We start from the raw sequence: 19942 nt of genomic DNA on the forward strand, positions 1-19942 counted from the left end.
TCACGCAGAAGTGTGGCTTGATGGTTCAAACGCTTTTTTGAGGGTAATGAAAACAATCTCTCCACGGGTGCGAAATCGCACAGGAGACCCGGAAACACCGACGCCCGCACTGGTATAACCGATCATATTGTTATGTTTCCAGAGTCCCTGGACCAGGGAGCGCGGAGAACGACTGTGGGTGAAAAGAGGCCCGATCCGTGGAAGCTGAATCTGGCCGGCGTGGGTATGACCGCATAGATAAAGACGCACACCATAACGAGCAGCCTCATCGGCGACTTCAGGAGAATGAACCAAGAGAATCATGAAGGATTCGGGAGGAACTTGGCTTAGGGCTTGCTCCATATCGTCGGCACGAAAGTAGTGCGGATCGTCTAAGCCGACAACGCATAACCGTTCTGAGTTCCGATGAACACAATGGGCTTCATTGACAAGGAAGCGAATCCTGTCCTCTTTCAAAGCGGCCACCATTTCGGGACAGTCGTGATTGCCCAGGACGGCTAGAATACCATCCTGAGCACGAATATGCGGCACGAGGCGTCGCAGACGTTCGACGGCTTGATCACTGGGGCCGTAATTTTCCATGCGATAATCGCCTCCCAGGAGGCACAAATCCACAGGTTCTTCGGCCAGGAAGCCCTGCAGCCGCTCCACCAATCCGTCCAGTCCATCCAGATGCAAATCTGTCATGAGCAACAGCTTGTAGTTGTCAAAAGCTTCGGGAAGATCAGAGAAACTCAGGTTCAAGCGTTGGATTCTGATGTTCAGCGCATTGATTTTGCCCGGCTCCAAGAGCCCGAGCCACCGAAAGACGGAGTTCATGACCAGGCGATACATGACCACGTCTTCAAAATGAAACATGTGTGCCCAAGGTGCTGAACGAATCTGGCAGCTTGTAAGTTCCCGAAAGCGAACACGCGACTTGACAGGTCGAGGATAACCTTCAAAAGGTTGCTGCAACAAAATCTTTTTGAAAAAATGGGAACCCGCATAGGCACCCACGCAAAAGATCACAACCAAGCTCAAAAGCGTCGCGGGATGGGTGCCTACCCAAGAAGAAAGGATGATGAGGGGAAACGCGCCTTCAAAGAGCTGGTCCAAAACAGGCACCGCACTGCCGCTAGGCAGATCGAGTCGCCGTTTGATAAAGCTGGAAAAAAGGTCTCCGGCCATGCTCAACACCGCCGCTCCGCCCCCCACAAACCAGGGTAAGCCCACAAGTGGCGCGACCACGAACCCCGTAACCACGGCACTGAAAATACCTCGAATCGTCTTGTGGGGTCCAAAAAGAGGCTTGCCATCCAAAAAGAGACGACCTCGGTCCAAGGGTATGGACCAGCGTGTGTCTAATAAAAAGGCTAGCAAAGGAGGTGCAAAGTTAATGAACCACAGAAGCACGAGAGTGCTCAAAAAATTCTGCAAGTGCATGGCGGTTATCCTAGATAAGGCTCTGAAGACACCCGGTCGCGCATGATATTATGGGTTTAAGTTTTCCCAACGAACGTAAACCGTATGCTGTCGTCTTTCGGTATCATCCATGGAACCGATACAGTTTTCTGGCCCTTCTGGCGTCCATGGAAACCCGACAGGAGACGCATCATACACCGATTCTTTGGCTGGATGCCAGGGCAAAGGCCGAACCCGTTTCTGTAATGGCATCATGGCTGAAAACTTACGAGCAGCTTCTTTTGGTCTATTCTTTCATGACATGCCAATGGGTGGAAGTTCAACGGGAGGTGCAGTCTCTTCAGATCCTTAAACAAGGAGGCCGGGTGATGCTTGCCGCCGGAGGAGCTCATCCCTCGGCGGATCCGCGCTCTGTGCTGCGAGCCGGGTTTGATGTGGTCTGCCGTGGAGATGGCGAACCGGTCTTTGCCGAACTGGTTCAGCGGTGGGCTCAAGGGGCTTCCCTGAATGTGATCCCCGGGTTGTACATCAACTCCTCGACCGGTGTCGTGTTTACGGGACACCCTTTAAAAGCCTCTCTGGACGATGTTCCGGCCCTTCCTATAGCTTACGGAAAATATGGACCCATCGAAATCACGCGCGGATGCCCTTATGGGTGCCGTTATTGTCAGACTCCGAGACTTAAAGGGCGCATCGTTCGGCATCGGAGCCCAAGTGCTATTTTTCGTGCTGTGGAAGCCATGGTGGAAGCGGGCCGCACCGATCTTCGCTTCATTTCCCCCAATGCCTTTGCTTACGGTTCCCAAGACGGAAGGTCCCTGAATGTGACCGCATTGAAAACACTTTTTGAAGGCTTACGCCGCCGTGTGTCGGATCGCGGACGCATCTTTTTCGGCACTTTTCCTTCAGAAGTTCGGCCCGACTGGGTCCAGCCGGCCGTTATGGAGCTGGTCGCGCGCTACGCCGATAACCAGGAGATCGTCATGGGAGCTCAAAGCGGGGATCCGTCTATGCTGCGGCGTATGGATCGAGGTCACAGCGTCGAGGATGTGCGAAAAGCTTGCACCTTGGCCAAAAGTTTCGGGATTCGGCCCGTGGTGGACTTTATTCTTGGCTTGCCGGATGAAACCCCTGAACAAATGACTCGATCTGTGGACTTTATGGAAGAACTGGCCGAGCAGGGTGCGAGAATCCATGCCCACACCTTTATGCCTCTTCCTGGATCGCCCTGGGCGGCGAGGAGACCTCAACCCATCCCAGGTGACATTCGATTACGCCTGGAAAGGCTTATCTCACAGGGAAAACTCTTCGGACAGTGGAAAACCCAAGCGCGATTGGCACAAAACCTTTCTCTTTAAGCCATTTCTTTTCCCTAGCCTCAGCCTTTACATTCTGCTAGGTTTATGGGAAACGACTGAACGACCGGCCTCTTTCGCTTTCATCCCCTTCTTCGATCCGTGGAGGAATCTGTATGGCGTGGCCCTTGTCTCCTCCTCATTGGGAGCCCAGGATCTCTCTGCGCATCTTCCTTTCCATATCCATCCTTCTTTGGATCCCATGCCGTCCATGGGCAATGGACCAGCAAGAGACGATCGTACTGACCCTAGGATCTTGGAAAACTGAAGATATTCTTCCGGTGAATAATCTTCCAAACCCATTCCAGAACAGTCAGCTCCCGCATATCCGCGTCCTTTTTGACCTTCCAATACCACTACATCAAGACCCCGTTAACGAAACGATCTTTATTGAATTATCGAGTTCATCAGTAAAGGAGCAGCAGAGCTTACCGGACGCAGAGCCAAAGAGTCTTATTGTCAACAAAGTCTGTGAACTACCTAAAGTGGATTTACTCTGAAGATCGCGATCTCGTCAGGCAAACTGCTAGGGAGGCTCTTCCTACGATTTTTTGCTTGAACAAATTCGGACAAAGGCCAATGAAGAAAAAGGGAAGTAGAAGAAAGACCATGGTCTCTAGTCATGGCAAGGAAGCCTAACGGCTGTTGAGGGTTTCATCACGGACATCACCTTCCTGAAACGCTTGCAACAAGAGAGGGAACAACTGATCAAGGAACTTCAAAAAGCGCTTTCCGAGGTAAAAACGCTGAGCGGGCTTCTTCCCATCTGTAGCTCCTGCAAAAAAATACGGGACGACCAAGGTTATTGGGAGCAGTTGGAAAGCTATTTTCAAAAGCATAGCGAGATTCTCTTTACTCATGGTATCTGTCCCGAATGCATGAAAAAACTTTACCCGGATGTCTACGAAAAATTGCAGCGGGAAAAGGCATCCCAAAAATCCCAAGAAGGCGAACTAAGGGCTGATGACACTGTCCGGATGCAGCCCCCAAAAGGACTGAGAAGCAACAAGACATGAGGAAAGGAGGTGATTGCAAGTCTCACAAGGGGTTCAAATTTAAAAACATTCAAAGGTTTATGCTGAAAAGTAAAACCGTGGCCATGTCAAGTCTATGAATTAAAAAGAAGGAGATGGAGCATGCGTAGGGAACCTTGGGCGATCATGCTTGTTTTCATCGTTGGAAGTGCCTTTCTTGCTGCATGTGGCAGCATGCCCGTCCAGGTGGGGGACTCCTCGGCCAAGACCGTAGCCACGGGGAGCGCCGGCGGAGCCACCAGTGACAATGTGAATGCTTCCTTGGAACGTTGTGACCGGCCTCTGGGCACCATCGCTGTGGAGGAAGACCAAAATTCGGATTGGTATCACTACATTACAGGTCAATACAAACTGACCTCCACAGTCCCTGTGCTCAGGCTTTTGATTCAACAGTCCAATTGCTTCGTCGTAGTGGACCGAGGCCGAGCCATGAAAACCATGATGGGCGAAAGAGCCTTACAGCAGACAGGAGAACTTCGAGCTGGAAGCAATTTTGGCAAGGGCCAAATGGTGAGTGCGGACTACACACTCACGCCGGAAGTCATGATCAGTCAGAAAGGAACTGGAGGTCTCGGAGGAGCCCTGGGAGCCTTTGGTGTTGGAGGTGCTGTAGCGGGAGCGGTTTTAGGAGGCGTTAAAACCAATGAAGCGGCCGTTATGCTCATGCTTGTAGACAATCGATCCGGTGTTCAAGTAGGGGTTGCCGAAGGAAGCTCCAAGAATTTTGATTGGGGTCTAGGTGGCGCCATCTTTGGAGGCAGCGCCGGCGGTGGTCTTGGCGGCTATACCAACACACCGCAAGGAAAAGTCATCGCCGGAGCTTTCTTAGACGCCTATAACCAGCTTGTGCGCGTGGTCAGAAACTACACCCCTCAAACCATGGGCGACCGTCAACTGGGAACGGGAGGTCGCCTGGGTGTGGAGGGAAGCAGTCAAAGTGGTGGTTATCAAGGAGCAACGCTTTCCTTGAAAGAGGCCCAAAGAAAGCTCAATGCTTTGGGCTATGAAGCCGGAACGCCGGACGGCAAGATGGGTCAAGCAACCAAAGAAGCCTTGATGCAATTTCAACAGGATAGGGGGCTTCCCGTGACTGGACGACTGGATGCGGCCACGGCCGCTGAATTGGCTAAATAGCCTCCATGCCTAGATTTTCTTGAAACTTTTCCGAAAACCGTCTGTCTTGCCTCTTGCTGCGGGATACATAGACCATGGGACTTAAAGAACATGAATATGTTCGACAGACCTTGGAGCGTTACACCAACTTTCCCTTGGATCGAATGTGCGAGCATATCCTGATCACGAATTTCAAAAAATATGCGGACTGGTTTCAGAAAAAGACAGGAGGTGAAACCAGTGAGGGCAACTTTAGGCTGGTCAACGCTCCAGATCTCAATTGTACCCTAATCGATTTCGGCATCGGCTCTCCTCAGGCAGCCTTGCTCATTCACTGCCTAGCCTACTTGGATCGGTTGAAATCGGTCATCATGCTTGGAATGTGCGGCGGAATTGACGACACTCTGGAAATCGGCCAATTTGTCGTTCCGTCCGCCGCCATTCGCGGTGAAGGTACCAGCCGACACTATCTTCCTCCCGAATTTCCGGCCATTCCCGCATCTTCGGTCAATCTTTTCTGTATCGGGGCCGTCAAAAAGGTGGGGCTTCAGCCCAAATGTGGCATTGTGTACACGACAGACCGGCGGTTATGGGAATTCGATGAGGATTTCGTGGAGTACCTGAGGAAACTAAGGATCCTGGCCATTGAAATGGAACTGGCCACCCTGTTTTCCGTTTCCTATCATTATGAAGTGCCTATCGGGGCCATCATGCTGGTCTCCGATATGCCTTTGCAACGTAAGGGTATCAAGAGCAAAGAATTGCAAGAAAAAATCTACGCCGACTACATGCCTTTGCATCTGGAACTGGGACTTGAAGCTGTAAAGTCCCTGGAGGCCAACTGGCCTGATGTTTCACGTCGTTTAAGCAGTGAATGGTAGTAGGCAAAAAGGAGAAGAACCTATGGAAGTTCTTGTCTTGTACTATTCGCGCAGCGGCAATACCAAAAAGCTCGCCGAATACGTCACCGAAGGGGTTCAAGCGGTGAATGGTGTGTCGGCCGTGTTGCGCTCCACAAAGGAAGTCACTCAGGACGATTTCGTGAGGGCGGCAGGGATCATCGCGGGATCTCCGGTTTATTTCGGCGTCATGGCCACCGACCTCAAACGGGTGTTTGATGACTTCGTCGGTGTTCGCAAGAAGATGGAAAATAAAGTGGGAGCGGCTTTTGCCACCTCCGGAGATCCCACGGGCGGTAAGGAAACCACCATATTGTCGATTCTGCAATGCTTCTTGATCTACGGCATGATCGTGGTGGGCGATCCCCTGTCGGCTACAGGGCATTATGGCGTTGCATGCGTCGGAGCGCCCGATGAAAAGACGGCGGAAAATGCACGCAAATTAGGTCGCCGAGTGGCAGAACTGTGTTTGAAACTTCACGGAGCTTCTTGAACAGAGCGGGTGGGTCATTAAGGCCGTCACGATCGGGAAAAGCACTGGACCCCAAGTGATTCATCGTTTCTGAAAAATTTAGGGGCCGACTTATCAGTCGGCCCAACCATGTTTCCTCTTGGGTGGACCCGTCGGTCCGCCCATCCTGGTTAATCCAGATAAGGTTTCAGCAGCTCCTGCCTGCTGGGATGACGCAGCTTGCGCAGAGCCTTCTTTTCGATCTGACGGATTCTTTCCTTGGATACCTTAAAGGTCTTGCCGATTTTTTCCAGAGTTTCCCCAGGCTGTCCGCCTAAGCCGAACCTTAGCCGCAGAATCTTTTCCTCCCTGGGTTGCAAGCTGGCCAAAAGCTCCCGAGTCACCTCACTCAGTTCGTTGCTCTCACATCCTTCAGCCGGAGAGGCACAGTCCACATCCTCAATGAAATCACTCAGACGTTGTTCATCATCCCCTACGGGCATTTCCAAGGACAAAGGCTGACTTACCAAACTGAGCACCATTTCCACTTTGTCCGGCGGAATATTGGCCCTCTGACTGATTTCTTCCGCCGTGGGTTCACGACCCAACTCCTTCACCAGTTCATGAAAGACTTTAAAAAAAAGGTTCTTCAATTCGATGAAGTGGACCGGCAAACGAATGGTGCGCGTTTTGTCGTAAATCCCTCTAATGATGCTTTGCCGCACCCACCAGGTGGCATACGTGCTGAACCTGTTCCCTTTTGTATGATCATAACGCCCGACGGCCTTGAGCAACCCCAGGTTCCCTTCCTGAATAAGGTCGTCAAAACTCATGCCGCGGCCTCGATACCGTTTGGCAATGCTCAGGACCAAACGCAAATTGGCCTTCACCATGGCGTGCTTGGCTTCGTCGATCTCAGCAATGGTTCGATCACACTCCTCCTTCATGGCCGAAAGGATCGAATCCTGAGGCTCATCCGCCACGGCCTGATGCAAGGTTCGGGAAATGACTTTGAGCACCTTGTCCCGAACCCCTGGAAATGTCTTGGCCTGACCGAGTAGGTTTCGAACTTTTCCATGAAGGTCCTTGACCACCGGATGGTCTTCCTTGTGGCTTTCCACCAATCGCACCAGCCGGTCTTGGCCATCCCGGATCCTTTTGGCCAGCTCGATTTCCATCTCAGGAGTCAATAATGGAAAAGATGATACCTCGCGAAGATAGCACGTGACATGATCTTCGTCGAATTCCACGTTCGCTTCCTCGTCCAGCTCTGATTCCTCGACCGCCGAAGAGGGGGCGAGCGAGAATTCATCATAACGAAGATCCTTGTTTTCACTTTGAAGCAACCCGCTCTGATTGTCCTCCACGGATTCTTCCTCTTCTAGCTGGGCAGCGAAAAGATTCTCTTCGGATCCCAGGATTCCCACGTCCAGGAGGTGCTCGTACTCGTCGTCCTCTGCCTCGCTATTGAAGCGCAGGCGCTCAAGAGGATCCAATCTTTGCCCATGCAAACTCTTCATGGCGATCCTCCTTTCTCGGGACACCCTAGGTCTTCCTCCATGATCTTTCTTAATCTTCTCTCCGCGACCCTCCTCTTTTTTTGAGTTCACGGCACACCAAAAACGGCACACTTAGGAGACAAACCAAATATACGGTAAGTTCGAGAGAACGCCCCGTCAATGGAATTCATCAAAATGGCATGAAGAAACGGGAATTTCCAAAGCCCTTTGAAAGGAGAAGAAACTTTATGACATGGAGTACAAGTCGTCTTTTCGATCCCGCTGGAATTCTTCTTCGGTTTTAGATGCGAAATTCGACCACATCGCCGTCTTGAAGTTCATAGTCCTTTTGAACCATCTGGCCGTCGAAGACCGCATTCCCCCATATTCTAGCGAATTTGAGCTTCTCCACAAAGTCCTTGTGAATTTTTTCTGCAAGATCCTGAAGTGTGCTCTTTTTAGGAAGAACAAAAGGAGCGGATTTGTCGGGTTCTTTACCCGGGGCTTTGGTGTAGACGCGAATGACATCGGAAAGCGCAAAAACAGTGTCCAGTAACGTGTGCAAGCCGCGACCGGTCGCTGAAGAAACCGCCACACACGGCAGGCGGCATTGGCTCAGTTCCTGAAAGGCAAGAAAATCCTCCAGATCCGCATCCGTATCCACCTTATTGACAACCACAATCATTTTTTTCAAGAAAGGTTTCTTTTGCAAATCAGGGGGCAAGGGGTTTCCTTCCGGAAAGACTCTCAAGCCCTGAAGCACCTCCAGAGTATCCTCCAACTGTTGCAAAGGATCCGCCTTAAGGTCCACCATGATCATGACCAAATCAGCTTTACGAATCAGATCCGCCATCCATGGGTCAATAAAGTTCTTGCTGATCGGCGGTGTGTCAATAAGCTGGAATTGAATGTTTTCGTAAGGCACCATGCCCGGCGTAGGTTTCCATGTGGTATGAGGAAATTCGGCCACTTCAGGTGATGCGTTGCTTAAAACCCCTACCAGAGAGGATTTCCCCACGTTGGGTGCGCCAACCACCACGACCTGGGCGGCTCCTTCCTTGTCAATGACGTAAGCAACCCCCTTTCGCCCCGCTCCCTTTCTCTGCTGAGCTTCTGATTTGAATTTGGCGATTTTACGGCGCAGGTCGGCGCGCAGCTTGTCCGTGCCCTTGTGCTTGGGCATGATGGTGAGCATTTCTTCCAGCGCTTCGATTTTAGCTTCAGGCGTCTTGGCTTCGCGGTAACGTTTTTCAGCTTCGAAATAGGGCGGGGGGAGATTCGCCGGCATGCTTCACACCTCCTCGCCAAATCACCATTGTTTCAGCAATTCTGGACTTATAAAATGGCATTGCCCACCTCTTCTTGTCAATGGGCTCGCAAAAGGGTATGAACGATTCCTCGTCTATCAACAAGGAAGGACACGCCATGATCTCATGCCCTCAGTGCGGCCAACCTCTTCAGTGGATTCGACAATGAAGGCGTCAGCTTTGGCGTTGCACGGTGTGCCGCCGGGACTACACCTTGGAGTCTCTTGCCGCTTTGATGGATGACGAACTTGAGGAGCTTTTGGGAGCCGTTCGAGTGGACAGATTGTGACCGCACACCCTGAAACAGGGTCTGCGGTCTTGTTTCAAGGAAAGGTCGGAAAATCGGGCTGAGCCTTCGATGCTTCAGGAGGCCAGCTTGGCCTCGATCAGGTTTTCTGCGAGTTTCAACGCCTCTTCGAGTTTTTGAGGCAGATGTCCTCCTGCCTGAGCCATGTCCGGGCGCCCTCCGCCGCTTCCCCCCACCACTTGAGCCACTTCTCGAATAAGATGGCCCGCATGAATACGCTCCGTAAGGTCCTTGGTCACGCCGACCAAAAGGAAGACCTTTTCGTCGTGAACGGCTCCCAGAACCATCACCCCCGAGCTGACGCGTTCCTTGAATCGGTCGTTCATCTCCCGCAAAGCTTTGGGATCCGTCACTTCCACACGCCGAACCAGGACTTTCACCCCGGCCGTCTCCTTGGCTTCTTCAAACAGGTCCAAAGATTTCCGGGCCGTCATGGAACTTTTCACAGATTCCAGGTTCTTTTCCAATTCCCTGATCTGGATAAGGAGCTTTTCAACGCGTTCCGGCACCTCTTGCGGTGAAGCTTTCAAACGGCGGGCCGCCGTTTCCAGCAACCGGCGCTGTTCCTGCCAAAAGTGCAGAGCGTGACGGCCCGTAAGGGCCTCAATACGGCGAACTCCCGCCGCCACACTGGATTCCTGCACGATAACAAAGGATCCGATATCGCCGCTGCGTTCCGCATGGGTGCCGCCACAGAGTTCTTTGCTAAAGTCGGCGATTTCCACAAGTCGAACTGTTTCCCCGTATTTTTCTTCAAAGAGGGCGACGGCTCCAGCTCGTATGGCTTCGTCAAAGGCCATGACATGCACATGAAGCGGTCGATTTTCCAGGATCGCCTCGTTTACGCGCCGCTCGATTTCCTGCAATTCTTCCGGGGTCACAGCCGCGAAGTGTGTGAAGTCAAATCGAAGTCTTTCGGGAGCCACCAAAGAGCCGGATTGTTTGACGTGATCCCCCAAAACGTCACGAAGGACGCGATGCAAGATGTGCGTGGCCGTGTGATTGCGTGCTGTGTCTTTACGTTTTTGTTCATCCACTTTGAGGGTCACACGATCCCCGGCGCGCAATTCGCCGTTTTCGACTCTTACCACATGAACCCAAAGATCCCCGGGCAGCCGCACGGTATCCTCCACAACGGCCGTTACTCCAGGACCCCAAAGACGACCCTGATCCCCCACCTGGCCGCCGGCTTCACCGTAAAAAGGTGTCTGATCCACTACCACTTCGACCCGGCTCTCCGGCCCTGCCGCCTCGATCAAGGCGCCTTCCTGAATCAAAGCCACGACCAGGCTTTCCGTCTCCAGCCTTTCGTATCCAACAAATGCCGTGCGCACTCCTTGAGCGGCCAGTCTGCGGTACGCTTCCGAGATTTCTCTTTCTCCGCTCCCTTTCCAGTGACGGCGGGATTGCTCCCTTTGTCTCTCCATGAGGGTGTCAAAACCCGCCTGATCCACTTGCATACCCATCTTTTTGGCCATGTCCGTGACAATGTCGATGGGAAATCCGTAAGTGTCGTAGAGTTTGAACACAAGAGACCCTGGAACAAGGGTAGCCCCTTCATCCTGAAGGCGGGCCATTTCATTGTGAAGCAGCTTCAATCCATGGTCCAAGGTTTCACTGAATCGTTCTTCTTCATGCAGAATCACTCGAGAAATATAGCTTCGATTTTCCAGCAGTTCTGGATAGACGTCCGCCATGGCATGCATCACCGCTTCCACGACGCTGTGAAGAAAGGGGCGGTTCAAACCGAGGAAACGGCCGTGGCGCAAAGCACGACGAATCACTCGCCGAAGGACGTAACCTCGACCTTCATTGCTAGGGAGCACACCATCCCCGATGAGAAAAGCCGCCGCACGCCCATGGTCGGCAATGACCTTAAAGGAGACGTCTTTTTCCGCATCCTCCCCGTAACGCAGTCCCGCTTGCGCTCCGATAGCCTCCATCATGGGAGCAAAAAGGTCTGTATCATAATTGGACGGTACTTTTTGGATAACCGCCGTGATACGTTCCAAACCCATTCCCGTGTCAATGCTCGGCTTGGGCAAAGGCTCCAGGGTTCCGTCTTCCTTGCGGTTAAATTGCATAAAGACCAGGTTCCACAATTCCAAAAAGCGATCGCAGTCGCATCCCGGTCGACAGTCCGGGCGGCCGCACCCCATGGCTTCTCCCTGATCGATGAGGATTTCAGAACAGGGCCCGCACGGTCCGGTATCTCCCATGGCCCAAAAATTATCTTTGGTGGAAAAGGCAAGAATCCTCTCTTCGGGAAGATAGTTCTTCCAGTAGCTTCGAGCCTCTTCATCGCGTCCCAGAGACATGCCGGGATCGCCTTCGTGAATGGTGGCGTAGAGTTTATCTTGAGGCAAGCCCATGTGATCCGTAAGAAATTCCCAGGCGAATTCAATCGCTTCCTTCTTGAAATAATCGCCGAAAGAAAAGTTGCCGAGCATTTCAAAGAAGGTGTGATGACGCGCGGTATAGCCTACGTTTTCCAAATCGTTATGCTTGCCTCCAGCCCTCATACATTTTTGGCTGGAAGCGGCTCGACTGTAATCCCGCTTTTCCTCCCCAAGAAAACACCGCTTGAACTGGTTCATACCCGCATTGGTAAAGAGCAAAGAGGGATCGTCATGGGGAATGAGGGAAGAACTCTTGACAATGGTATGGCCTTTATCGCGGAAGTAATCCAAAAATTTCTGACGAATTTCACTGGCCCTCATGAAAGGTCTCCTGTCTTTCAAACTCAGGGCGGTACCGATCCCCACGGTAACGGACAACGGCTCTTGGGGACTCCAACCCCGTTTATACGGGGACTCCAAAGACGCTCATGTCAGGAAGTTGGCCGAGAACGGATTTTTCTCTGGAAGCGCCTTCCGCACGGACGCGTTGCCGGCTAGAAGCCCGGGCTGCCAGGAAAAACCACGGTTTCGGTCTTGTGGAGGGGCGAGGCGGCGCCTCGCCCCTCCAAGGAGATAACCTTCGATGTCTTGGTATTGCGAGTTTTCCAACAAGTTTTTAGACCTCGGCGGCTTCATCCGAGCTGACCATAGGCAACACATGGCGTTCTCGAACCTTGTTTTCGATTTCCAAAAGCAGATCAGGATGTTCTCGCAAAAAGTTCTTGACGTTTTCCCTTCCTTGCCCCAGGCGTTCCCCATTGTAGGAGTACCAGGTTCCCGACCGCTCCACGATATTGGCAGCCACAGCCAAATCCAAGACGTCACCTTCTCGGGAAATACCTCGTCCGTAAATGACATCAAATTCCACTTGTCGAAAAGGCGGCGCAATCTTGTTCTTGACCACCTTGACACGTGTGCGATTGCCCACTTCTTCCTGTCCTTCTTTGATGGGACCCACGCGGCGTATTTCCAAACGCATGGTGGCATAAAACTTGAGCGCGTTGCCGCCCGTGGTGGTTTCTGGAGATCCGTACATGACCCCGATTTTCATGCGAATCTGGTTGATGAAAATCACCGAGGTTTGTGATTTGCTGATAGCGGCCGTCAGTTTGCGTAAGGCTTGACTCATGAGCCGCGCTTGAAGCCCGACGTGAGGGTCGCCCATCTCACCGTCGATTTCCGCCTTGGGCACCAAAGCCGCCACCGAATCGATGACGATTACGTCAATGGCATTGCTGCGTACCAATATCTCAGCAATTTCAAGGGCCTGTTCGCCATAATCCGGTTGGCTGATCAGAAGATCATCCACCTTAACCCCAAGCTTGCGGGCATAGTGCACATCCAGCGCATGCTCGGCATCAATAAACGCGGCTAACCCTCCCTTTTTCTGCGCTTCGGCAATCACATGCAAAGCCAAGGTGGTCTTTCCCGACGATTCCGGACCGTAAATTTCCACAATACGACCTCGAGGAATCCCACCGATACCCAAGGCCAAGTCCAAAGAAAGACAGCCTGTGGAGATGACGGGAACCTGCACGGTCTGAGCCCCCTCGCCCAGGCGCATAATGGATCCCTTGCCGCACTGGCGCTCGATCTGCGCCACGGCCATGTCGATTGCTTTTTGACGATCATTGACTGCCGGTGCCGTCATGGCACGGTCCTCCTCATGATTCAAAAAAAACCTTAGCGCAAACGTTCGAGCCCGCCTTGAAAGGCCAATCTTTTCAAAGGGGTGTATTGTGCTCCGTCGGGTTTGAGATCGCTTTTATACAATACGAGTTCCGAGACGTCAAAAACAACCCCTTGATACCCTTGTCGAGCCACCAACATATCCTGAAGGGATTTGAGATGACGCCGCCCTTTGACCCTTCCTATCGTCAAGTGCGCTCGAAAAGGACGATTTTCCCTGGCAAATCCCAAAGGTTCCAGCACCCCTTCCACCCTCTGTTGAAGGCTTCTCAGCGGGCTCACATCTCCTTGAACACCGACCCACACCACTCGCATCTCACGCAAAGAAGGAAACGCGCCGCACCCCGCCGGACGTAAAGCAAATGGAAACGTCTGGGCCGTCACAGACCGCAAGGCCTCTTCTATGGCTTCGATACGTGTGGGATCCACATTGCCGAGGAATTTCAAGGTCAAATGCACACGATGAGGAGGAATCCAACTGACCGGCACATCCAGCTTTTGCAATGGAGCGCAAAATTCAGCTAGATCGTGCTGAACATTGGTCGGAAGATCCAGAGCCACGAAGGTCCTGATCATGAACGTAACATCCTCCACAAAAGGGCCAGGGCATGTTGTACTGATTGTTCTTGGACAATGCGACGACTGCCATGAAAATGGTGGCGTTCCACCAAAGTGCGATTTTCAAAGACACATCCGATGAATACGGTCCCCACCGGTTTTAGGGCCGACCCTCCCGTAGGTCCGGCAATCCCGGTAACCGCCAAGGCCGCCTGGGCCTTTGACCGGTTTAAGGCTCCTTGAGCCATGGCTTCACACACAGGACGACTTACAGCCCCATGGGTGACCAAAAGGTCTTCCGGCACACCAAGCAGCTCCTTTTTCGCTTGGTTGCTGTACGTCACAAAGCCTCTATCGAAATAGTCTGAAGCACCGGGGACGGACGCGATCCGCGCCGCCAGAAGGCCTCCCGTGCAGGATTCGGCCACCGCCAGTTTCCAGGACCTTCGGCGCAGCAACTCACCCACCACCTTTTCCAAGGTTTCATCATCGCGGCCGATAACATGTTCTTCACCCAAAAGAATCCTCAGTTCCTTTTCGGCCGCCTCCAGGCGCTCCCTGGCCTGCACTTGATCTTCAGCGGTAACCAAAAAAGTCACCCAGTTTTCACCCATCTGCGGCAGGTACCCCACTTTGACCCCATAGGAGACGGCGTCAAAGGCGCTCAATCGCTCGTTGATTTCCGTTTCCATCAGGCCGTAGATACGAAGAAAACGCTGCCCACACACAGGTCTTTCGGGGAATCGGCGCATGAGGTCGGGCAGGACAACTTCTTGAAGAAGGATTTCCATCTCATGAGGCACCCCGGGAAGAAAATATAAGGGAACTCCTTGATGCTCCAGGGAAAAACCAGCCATGGGGCGTCCCGGAGCCAACCGAATCGCCCCTTGAGGCAGTTGGGCCAGACGGCTTAATCTTTCAGTCCAGACACCACCTCGAGCTTCCACACGGTCCATCAAACTTTTCAAATCCGTTTCATCCACCGCCATAGGAAGGGCAAAGGCTTGGGTTACGGCCGATTTGGTCCGATCGTCATCCGTCGGCCCTAAACCTCCTGTGACGATCACAAACCGGCTCTGGGCCGTCAGCTGTTCCAGCTGCATGGCAATGGCCTCTTCGACGTCTTCAACCACCACCACTTTTTGCAAACGAAACCCATGCGCTTTCAACACGCCAGCGATGTGATGCGCGTTAGTGTTGAGGATCTCGCCCAGGAGAATCTCATCCCCGATGGTGAGAAGCGAGCCTCGAATATCCGGGCATATTTTTTGACCCATCACCCCTTCGACTCACAAGCTTTCTTGGTCAGTTTTTCCCAACCCAGGCGCCGCACTTCTTCGTAGATGTGAGGTAAAGGCAGACCACTACGCCGGGCGGCTTCCTTGCAATCTTCGTATTCCGGCTGACATCGTAGCGTCCCGTCCGGAAGCGTGGCCGTTTTGACCTTTAGCTCTCCCCAAGGAGTATCCACGTGCATGAAAGCCCGCGGCAATTCCACTCGATCCACCTCATGAAAACGCACCCCTAACGTGCTGCTCTCCGAAAAAACGCGTGCCGCGATACGATCCTTGAGCGGCGGTTCCATGAGAATACGGACCAAGGTAGCCGGCCTGTTCTTTTTCATGAACACGGGAACAAACACCACATCCAGGGCTCCTTCGGCAAAACAGGCTGCCATGAGATGTTCATAAAATTCCGGATTCATGTCATCGATCTGCGTTTCCATGATCATCAGCCGTCGGCTCACGAGTGCGGAATGGGATTCGCCCACCATGAGCCGTAACACATTGGGCGGGTTTTCTGCTTCATGAGCCCCCACCCCATAGCCTACCGTCTTCAGGACCATTTCGGGAAGAGGTCCAAAATCTTGGCATAAACTACTGAGAATAGCAGCTCCCGTAGGTGTCACCAATTCCCGCTCCACGCCTCCGTCTCGAACAGGAACCCCTTCCAACAAAGCCACCGTCGCCGGTGCCGGCACAGGAAGCACCCCATGGCTTGACAGAACACGTCCTCGCCCAAGAGGCAACGGGGAAGCATATAGCCTTTCAATACCCAACAGATCCAGCCCTACCACGGCGCCCACCACGTCCACCACGGTGTCCACCGCACCGATTTCATGAAAATGCACGTCTTCCAGCGCTACACCGTGCACTCTGGCTTCCGCACGCGCCAGCCGTTCAAAAACATACAGGGCTTTGTCTTTAACCGTGCCGGGCAGGGAAGACGCTGAAACAAGTTGACGAATATCCCGAAAGTGTCGCAGAGGCGGCGAGTCTTCCTCATGGATGAGAACCCGCGTGCCTGTGATGGCTCCTCGAGATTCCTTACGGGTCTCCAGATGCCATCCTGGTAGATTCAAAGCGGCCAAAGCCTCAGTCAGGGCTTTTTCGGCAAGCCCGGCATCGATCAAGGCACCGAGGATCATGTCCCCGCTCGCTCCGGAAAAGGCATCAAAATAGGCTAGGCGCATGCCGTTCCTTTATTCATGCCGAACAGTCTTTCCAAGAGCTCGTCCATATGGGTCAAGGAGATGAACTGGACGGCGCGTGTCACATACGCCGGTAACTGTTGAACATCATCCATGTTGCCTCGAGGGATGAAAACCAGATCGATGCCTGAACGCGCCGCAGCCAGAGCTTTTTCTCGAAATCCTCCCACTGGAAGCACGTCCCCCAACAGTGAAATCTCTCCTGTCATGGCGCACCGTTGTCCCAAAGGCTTTTGGAGCAACGCGGAGGCCAAAGCGGCACCCAGAGCCATGCCTGCCGAAGGTCCATCCTTGGGCACGGCCCCGGCCGGCACATGAATATGCACATCCATCTTTTCATGAAAATCCGCAGGCAACCCCCATCGATGGGCTCGAGTGCGAAGAAAGCTCAAAGCCGCCTGCGCCGATTCCTTCATGACGGTTCCCAAATGTCCCGTGAGAACCACGGCACCTTTGCCCGGCATGACGGCTGCTTCGATACGTAGCACCTCACCGCCGTGCGGTGTCCAAGCTAAAGCCAAGGCAATTCCGGGCACACTGGGAAGCTGGTGCGAGGAAAAATCCTTGAGAGGAGGTCCCAGAAAGCGTTCCAAGCCTTTTTTGGAAACTCGAAATGGAGCACGCCCACCAGCGGCACGATTTCTCGCAGCCTTACGGCATAGGGTGCCCAAGACCCGTTCCAGTTGCCGCACACCCGATTCCCGTGTGTAACAGCGTATGAGTTCCACAAGCACCGAGTCGCTGATGGAGACATCTCCAGGGGTTAAGCCATGTTCCTTCATCTGTCGAGGCAACAGATAGGATCGGGCAATCACCAGCTTGTCCCTGTCCGTATAGCCGGAAAGGGTCAGCACCTCCATTCGGTCCGCCAAGGCCGCCGGTACATGCTCCAAACTGTTGGCCGTGGCGATGAACAACACTTGGGACAGATCAAAAGCCACATTCAGGTAATGATCGGAAAAGGCTTTGTTTTGTTCTGGATCCAGCACTTCGAGAAGCGCCGCGGCCGGATCCCCTCGAGCATCGGATCCGATCTTGTCGATCTCATCCAGCATGAAAACGGGGTTCTTCGTTCCGGCCTGTCGCAGTCCCTGAATGATGCGCCCAGGCAACGCGCCAAGGTAGGTGCGTCGATGTCCTCGAATTTCCGCCTCGTCTCGTAGACCCCCCAAAGAAACACGCACAAATCGGCGTCCCATGGCTCGGGCGATGGATCGCCCCAATGATGTCTTGCCAACACCCGGTGGACCCACGAGGCAGAGAATGGAGCCTTTGAGACTGCCTTTCAGGCTGCAGGCGGCGAGAAAATCCAGGATGTGTTCTTTGATGGCTTCCATGTCGTGATGATCGGCATCCAAGACACGAGCCGCCTCCGCAAGATCCAAACGGTCGTCGGTCCTACGCTGCCAAGGCATCTCGATGAGCCAGTCGAGATACGTGCGGACCAAGGAAGCTTCCGCAGCATCGCTTTGCATCATCCCAAGCCGATCCAATTCACGCATGGCCACCTGGTAAGCTTCAGAACTCATGCCCGCCGCTTGGATTTTTTCCCTGTAAATCCTCTCTTCCTTGTCTTCATCCCATTCACCCAGTTCTCGACGAATGGTTTTGAGTTGCTCTCGAAGATAGCGTTCCCTTTGACGTCGAAGAAGGGCCCTTTCGGCTTCGGACTCGATTTCTTGCTGCACTTCGGCTTTCTGCAGTTCTTCGGCCAAAGCCTCGGCCACTGTGCTCAGACGCTCCAAGGGATCCGCAATCCCCATCAGGCGGCAACACACATGAGGCTCCAAGTGCAGGTTCATGGCCAGCAAATCGGCCAATCGACCGGGAGAAGAAGCGCTCTGCAGCACGGCTTCCGCATCCGCTGCGTGCATGCCTCGCAGCGTGAAAAGCTTCAATCCCATTTGACGGACTTTGGAGAGCAAAGGGAAAAGGGTTTCATCGAAAAGCACGTCCAAGTCCATCAGAGGTTCCACGTGAACCATAAGTCCAAAGGATCGCGAAATCACATGATGCACGCGAGCCTTGGCAATTCCTTGAACGAGAATTTTCACTCGACCGTCTTCCAAGGGTGTGTTTTTCAAAATCAAGGCCACACAACCCAAGACCCCGTCCCAGGAAGATGCGCCGGAAGTCTCGAGATCGCACACGCCGTTGTCACCGCAGCACGCCGCCAAAAAAATGTATCGACCGGTCTTTTCCGCTTCAGATAAAGCAGCCTTCTCCGCAGGTTCCGAAAGGAACAAGGGAAGGATCATGGCGGGAAAAAGCATTGTGTGACGTAGAGGTAGTACCGGTAAATCCGTAGGCCATGAGGGTGTGGTCATGGTGCGGTGTCGTCCTCCCGCATCCCCTTAACAGCGCCTTCCCATCCTTGTCAACACACGAGCGTCTTGAAACAAAATTTTCGAAGACTCTCAAGGTTTACCTTTGTTTTTAGGCGGATTTCGCTTCCCTCCATCCGTCCTACTGGTTTACGGCCTTCTGGGTTTCTGGGTCCCCTAAGGACGCATGAAAGGCGCCGCCGTCTCTTGACACTGAAAGGGGTGAATGGTAGTTAGACGCAACCCAGATTCACCCCGTGGAGGGATGGCCGAGTGGTTTAAGGCGGCGGTCTTGAAAACCGTTGGTCGGTTAGCAGCCGGCCCGTGGGTTCGAATCCTACTCCCTCCGCCAAAAAGTGCGTTGTCTGGAGAGATGGCCGAGTCGGCTGAAGGCGCTCGCCTGCTAAGCGAGTGTACTCCGAAAGGGGTACCGAGGGTTCGAATCCCTCTCTCTCCGCCATTCCAAAAACATAGCCCATCCCCGTGGGGATGGGCTTTTGCTGTTGTATGGCGCTACAAGCCCCCTATGCCGCCCTGTTTCTAGGAAAGCGTGGCATCACTCGGAGGAGAGGATCATGCAAGAAGAATCGAAACAATGGACGCACCTGGACAGTCAAGGCCATGCCAAAATGGTGGATGTCAGCGATAAGGCCCCCACTTGGCGTGAAGCTCGAGCCCAAGGTCAGGTGCGCATGGCCGCATCCACGCTCCAGCGTATTCTGGAAGGCACCGTGGTCAAGGGCAATGTGCTGGACACGGCTCGTCTGGCCGGAATTATGGCGGCAAAAAAAACCTGGGATCTCATCCCACTGTGCCATCCTCTGCCTTTAACCTCCATAGACGTTTTCGTGGAACCGGATCCTGATCTGCCCGGCGTGCGTTTGGAAGCTCGAACCAAAACCTTTGATCGTACGGGTGTGGAAATGGAAGCCCTGGTGGCTGTCACCCATGCCGCCTTGACCATTTACGATATGTGCAAGGCGCTGGATCGATCCATGGTCCTGGAAAATATTCGGCTGACTTACAAGGCCGGAGGACGAAGCGGGACTTTTGAGCTGCAAGGTTCCACCGTGTCCACGCTTTGACAAATGAACCGAGCATCTGAGTTCGCT

At 53.3% G+C, this 19942-nt stretch carries 15 protein-coding genes and 2 tRNA genes; 7 read left to right on the forward strand and 10 right to left on the reverse strand.

All coding sequences use genetic code 11. The features are described from left to right. On the reverse strand, positions 1–1425 hold the full coding sequence (locus WHS46_09570) for a CDP-archaeol synthase (GenBank protein ID MEJ5348923.1): 1425 nt from the start codon (positions 1423–1425) through the stop codon (positions 1–3). Positions 1426–1475: 50 nt separating this feature from the next. Here WHS46_09570 and WHS46_09575 point away from each other — a divergent pair, with 50 nt between their 5' ends. Beyond that, on the forward strand, positions 1476–2762 hold the full coding sequence (locus WHS46_09575; GenBank protein MEJ5348924.1) for a TIGR04013 family B12-binding domain/radical SAM domain-containing protein: 1287 nt from the start codon (positions 1476–1478) through the stop codon (positions 2760–2762). A 632-nt stretch (positions 2763–3394) separates the two neighbouring features. Here the strand turns inward: WHS46_09575 and WHS46_09580 are convergent. Beyond that, positions 3395–3619 (reverse strand): hypothetical protein, encoded by a 225-nt coding sequence (locus WHS46_09580; GenBank protein MEJ5348925.1) that lies wholly within the window; start codon positions 3617–3619, stop codon positions 3395–3397. 276 nt (positions 3620–3895) lie between these two features. Between WHS46_09580 and WHS46_09585 the strand changes: the two genes are divergently transcribed. The 3 genes from WHS46_09585 to WHS46_09595 all read left to right on the forward strand — a co-directional run bounded on the left by WHS46_09585 (position 3896) and on the right by WHS46_09595 (position 6298). After that, positions 3896–4927, forward strand: coding sequence for a peptidoglycan-binding domain-containing protein (locus WHS46_09585; GenBank protein MEJ5348926.1), 1032 nt, complete (start codon positions 3896–3898; stop codon positions 4925–4927). A 74-nt stretch (positions 4928–5001) separates the two neighbouring features. Then, the gene (locus WHS46_09590) at positions 5002–5787 is read left to right on the forward strand and encodes an AMP nucleosidase (GenBank protein ID MEJ5348927.1); all 786 of its coding nucleotides are present in this window, start codon (positions 5002–5004) and stop codon (positions 5785–5787) included. A gap of 22 nt (positions 5788–5809) precedes the next feature. Further along, positions 5810–6298, forward strand: a complete 489-nt coding sequence (locus WHS46_09595) for an NAD(P)H-dependent oxidoreductase (GenBank protein MEJ5348928.1) — start codon at positions 5810–5812, stop codon at positions 6296–6298. A gap of 149 nt (positions 6299–6447) precedes the next feature. On the opposite strand, the gene WHS46_09600 is transcribed toward WHS46_09595, so the two are convergent. From WHS46_09600 to lon, 8 genes are all read right to left on the reverse strand, one after another. Continuing rightward, positions 6448–7776: a sigma-70 family RNA polymerase sigma factor gene (locus WHS46_09600; protein MEJ5348929.1), complete on the reverse strand. Its 1329-nt coding sequence runs from the start codon at positions 7774–7776 to the stop codon at positions 6448–6450. Positions 7777–8056: 280 nt separating this feature from the next. Beyond that, positions 8057–9043, reverse strand: coding sequence for a GTPase (locus WHS46_09605; protein MEJ5348930.1), 987 nt, complete (start codon positions 9041–9043; stop codon positions 8057–8059). 382 nt (positions 9044–9425) lie between these two features. Further along, positions 9426–12089, reverse strand: coding sequence for an alanine--tRNA ligase (gene alaS / locus WHS46_09610; protein MEJ5348931.1), 2664 nt, complete (start codon positions 12087–12089; stop codon positions 9426–9428). Between the two features lie 295 nt (positions 12090–12384). Further along, a complete protein-coding gene (gene recA / locus WHS46_09615) occupies positions 12385–13419 on the reverse strand; it encodes a recombinase RecA (GenBank protein MEJ5348932.1) in 1035 nt (344 codons plus the stop codon). Positions 13420–13451: 32 nt separating this feature from the next. Then, complete coding sequence (thpR, locus tag WHS46_09620; protein ID MEJ5348933.1) at positions 13452–14033, reverse strand: RNA 2',3'-cyclic phosphodiesterase; 582 nt, start codon at positions 14031–14033, stop codon at positions 13452–13454. Next, positions 14030–15292: a nicotinamide-nucleotide amidohydrolase family protein gene (locus WHS46_09625; GenBank protein ID MEJ5348934.1), complete on the reverse strand. Its 1263-nt coding sequence runs from the start codon at positions 15290–15292 to the stop codon at positions 14030–14032. Before WHS46_09625 ends, thpR begins: the two co-directional genes overlap by 4 nt. After that, a complete protein-coding gene (gene larC, locus WHS46_09630; protein MEJ5348935.1) occupies positions 15292–16488 on the reverse strand; it encodes a nickel pincer cofactor biosynthesis protein LarC in 1197 nt (398 codons plus the stop codon). Before larC ends, WHS46_09625 begins: the two co-directional genes overlap by 1 nt. Continuing rightward, complete coding sequence (gene lon, locus WHS46_09635; protein ID MEJ5348936.1) at positions 16479–18833, reverse strand: endopeptidase La; 2355 nt, start codon at positions 18831–18833, stop codon at positions 16479–16481. Before lon ends, larC begins: the two co-directional genes overlap by 10 nt. Positions 18834–19089: 256 nt before the next feature. Between lon and WHS46_09640 the strand changes: the two genes are divergently transcribed. The 3 genes from WHS46_09640 to moaC all read left to right on the forward strand — a co-directional run bounded on the left by WHS46_09640 (position 19090) and on the right by moaC (position 19915). Further along, positions 19090–19182: transfer RNA gene (locus WHS46_09640), tRNA-Ser, on the forward strand. A gap of 15 nt (positions 19183–19197) precedes the next feature. After that, a tRNA-Ser gene (locus WHS46_09645) sits at positions 19198–19290 on the forward strand. 115 nt (positions 19291–19405) lie between these two features. Continuing rightward, positions 19406–19915, forward strand: coding sequence for a cyclic pyranopterin monophosphate synthase MoaC (gene moaC / locus WHS46_09650; GenBank protein MEJ5348937.1), 510 nt, complete (start codon positions 19406–19408; stop codon positions 19913–19915). Positions 19916–19942 lie beyond the last annotated feature (27 nt).

It is taken from the genome of Desulfosoma sp., from assembly GCA_037481875.1.
In the GTDB taxonomy this organism is placed as follows: domain Bacteria; phylum Desulfobacterota; class Syntrophobacteria; order Syntrophobacterales; family DSM-9756; genus Desulfosoma.